The sequence below is a fragment of the Campylobacter showae CC57C genome, from assembly GCF_000344295.2.
GTDB classification, from domain to species: Bacteria; Campylobacterota; Campylobacteria; order Campylobacterales; family Campylobacteraceae; genus Campylobacter_A; species Campylobacter_A showae_B.
Genome location: NZ_AOTD01000259.1, coordinates 1 through 2,943, shown reverse-complemented (window position 1 = coordinate 2,943; position 2,943 = coordinate 1). Strand labels below are relative to the sequence as shown.

The 2,943-nt window shown below is 48.6% G+C and carries 4 protein-coding genes; 1 reads left to right on the top strand and 3 read right to left on the bottom strand.

Annotated features, from left to right (window positions below; all coding sequences use genetic code 11):
* Nucleotides 1-1,226: 3-isopropylmalate dehydratase large subunit (locus H740_RS10720; protein WP_002953789.1), on the bottom strand; the 1,226-nt coding region annotated here is incomplete at its 3' end.
* 86 nt (nt 1,227-1,312) lie between these two features.
* Here H740_RS10720 and H740_RS10715 point away from each other — a divergent pair.
* Nucleotides 1,313-1,774 carry a methylated-DNA--[protein]-cysteine S-methyltransferase gene (locus H740_RS10715; RefSeq protein ID WP_002953788.1) on the top strand — a complete coding sequence of 154 codons (462 nt, stop codon included), beginning with the start codon at nt 1,313-1,315 and terminating at the stop codon, nt 1,772-1,774.
* A 158-nt stretch (nt 1,775-1,932) separates the two neighbouring features.
* On the opposite strand, the gene H740_RS10710 is transcribed toward H740_RS10715, so the two are convergent.
* On the bottom strand, nt 1,933-2,361 hold the full coding sequence (locus H740_RS10710; protein WP_002953786.1) for an EamA family transporter: 429 nt from the start codon (nt 2,359-2,361) through the stop codon (nt 1,933-1,935).
* Nucleotides 2,362-2,552: 191 nt separating this feature from the next.
* A partial coding sequence (locus H740_RS10705) for a methyl-accepting chemotaxis protein (RefSeq protein ID WP_002953785.1) occupies nt 2,553-2,943 on the bottom strand: 391 nt, incomplete at its 5' end.

The window sequence follows — 2,943 nt, the reverse complement described above, 5'->3', positions numbered from 1 at the left end:
GGTATGCGCCCGCCAGCCCTAATCTCGTCAAATATCGTGTTTGGCGCAAGCGTAAAACGAGCGACGAGTTTGCCTCTAGGCTCGGCGTTTGCGTCTAAATCTTCGTCGCCGTTTGTAAATTTACCACCGTTTTCGCCGCAAATTTCTACTCCGTCAAATTTACCCTCGGCGCCCAAATTTACACGCCCGACGAGAAAAATCTCGCCCGCGTACGGGTAGATATCGACGACGTCGCCCGTCTCTAGCGCGCTCGCGTCGGCCACTATCGGTAGCGCGCCGCTATCCTCGGCGGTGTTAAAAAATATCGGCGCGATCGCCGTTCCTATCACGATACCGCCCGTTTTTTTGTTCGGCACGCCCTCTATCTCGCGCCCGAGGTGCCACTGGATGGAGTTTATGCCGCTCTTTCGGCTGCTGCCCGTACCCACGACGTCGCCCGCGTAGACGACCTCGAGCCCACTTTTTTTTAGCTCATTGATCATTTCTAGGCTGCCTGGCTGACGCTTAACTAGCATCGCATTTGCGTGCAGCGGGATATCCGAGCGCGTATAGGCCTCGCTAGCGGGGCTTAGATCGTCGGTGTTGGTTTCGCCAGCGACTTTAAAGATAACCGCTCTGATACGCCTAGGCAGGCTCTCACGCGCCTTAAACCACTCGGCTTCCGCCCACGAGCGCAGAACTTCAAGCGCAAATTTGTTGGTTTTTGCAAGCTCTGCTACGTCGTTAAAATAATCATGCACGAAAATCGTCTCTTTTAGCACGTTACAGGCAGCTTGCGCTACGGCCTCGTCGGCGTTTTTTAGGCTCTCAAGCAGTACAATGACACTGTATCCGCCAAGCATCGGCCGCAGCAAATTTACGGCGGCGATTTTATCAAGGCCGCTTATCTCAAGCCCGTGGTTTATAATCTCGTTTAAAAACTCCGCCTTTACCTTCGCCGCGTCGTCCACGCCCGGATTTACGCGATTTGCGAGTAAATTTACGAGCCACTTTACTATCTTTTGATTTTCATCTAGCCTTGCGGCGATAATCGCTTCGCCTTCACCGCCAGGCTCCATCGGCGGCATGCGTCTTGAAAGTAAGCCTAGATACTCCCTCTCGTGCGCGCTTTCGAGCTTTAAAAGCTCGCAAACCTCTCTCGTCTGCTCCTCGTTTAGCGGTAGCGGCGGCACGCCTAGGGCCTCGCGCTCTTTTACGTGTTTTTCGTACTGCGTGAAAAAGTCCATCTTTTATCCTTATTAAAATTTACGTAATTTTAGCAAAACAAAGCGAAATTTGGCTAAATTTAAGCACTTGATTTTAAGGAATTACGATGCAAAAAGCGTATTTTGACTCGCCTATAGGCGTTTTGGAGATTTGCGGCGACGAGAGCGGAGTTTGCGAGCTAAATTTCGTGCAAGAATTCGTCCGCACGGACGTAACGGACGCAAATTTAAAGCTCTGTTTAAGCGAGCTTGAAAGCTATTTTAAAGGCGAGCTTAAAACCTTCAAAACGCGGCTAAATATCGGCGGCACGGCATTTCAGAGATGCGTTTACGAAAATCTGCAAAAGATCGCTTACGGGCAGCGCGTCACGTACGCACAGCTCGCAGCGATGACCGGGCGACCGAGGGCGTTTCGCGCGGCAGGCTCGGCAAATGCGAAAAACAAAATCCCAATCATCGTGCCCTGCCACAGAGTCGTCGCCTCAAACGGCCTTGGCGGATACAGCGGCGGCGAAGGGTTAGCGACTAAAATTTGGCTTTTGGAGCATGAAGCAAAATTTAAGGGCTAAATTTGATAGCTTGTATTTTTGCGGTTGAAATTTGACAATGTGCATATATCAAATTTGTGATTGATGGGTACAAATTTGACGCGAAATTTTGCTAGCAAACCGCGCTTTTACGCTCGCCAAATTTGGTAAATTTAACTCAAATCAAATTTATTCGTAAGCTATCTATTTGCAAAAACCAGCGTAAACACGCCGCTAGCTATCAGTGCGATACCGATCCACTCTCTAAAGCTCGGGCGTTCGCCTAAAAATATAACCGCAAAAACAACAACCAAAACGACGCTAAGCTTATCTATGGGCGCTACCTGCGACGCGGAGCCTATCTGAAGCGCTTTAAAATACGCCAGCCACGATGCGCCAGTCGCAAGTCCACTAAGCGTCAAAAACAGCCAGTTTCGCGCACTTAGCTCGCCAAGCGGCTGCCACTTTTTAGCATATGTGAGAAACAAAACCAAAGCCGCTGCGATAACGAGCGTCCTGATAAAAGTCGCAAAATTTGAGTCTATACCCTCAAGCCCAACCTTGGCAAAAATCGCCGTAAGCGCGGCAAAAACTGCCGAAGCTAGCGCCCATAAAGCCCACTCTTGCATGATTTGTCCTTTGCGAAATTATAGTCAAAATTTACAGCAAATTTAGCTTAAAAGGATACAAAATTTAAAATGAAAAAATAAGAAAAAGCTGAAAAGCGATTAAATTTACTACGCCTCGCAACCAAAATAAAAGGAGTCAAATCAAAACGGCAGGCCAAATTTATTCAAACCTGCCGTTTTGACGGGGTTGATTAAAATTTCTTTTTCCTAACGTCTGCTACGATAGCTTTTGCCATGTCGTCCACCTCGCTAGTTACCATGCTTGTAGCGTTAGCTATATTGACGTTTTGTTTAGTGAGCTCATCGACCTGGGCGATACTTTGATTTATCATGTTGATAGCTTCACTTTGCTCTTTGATGTTTTCGCTCATCTCGTTAATTCCTTGAGCTAGGACGTTTGTGTTGGCTTCAATCTCGCCGAGGCTCTTTTGGGTGCGTTCGGCTAGTTTTCTAACCTCATCGGCCACGACCGCAAAGCCGCGTCCATGCTCGCCTGCGCGTGCCGCCTCGATAGCAGCGTTAAGCGCTAGCAAATTCGTCTGATCGGCGATATCGCGGATGATCACGATGATGTTTTTGATC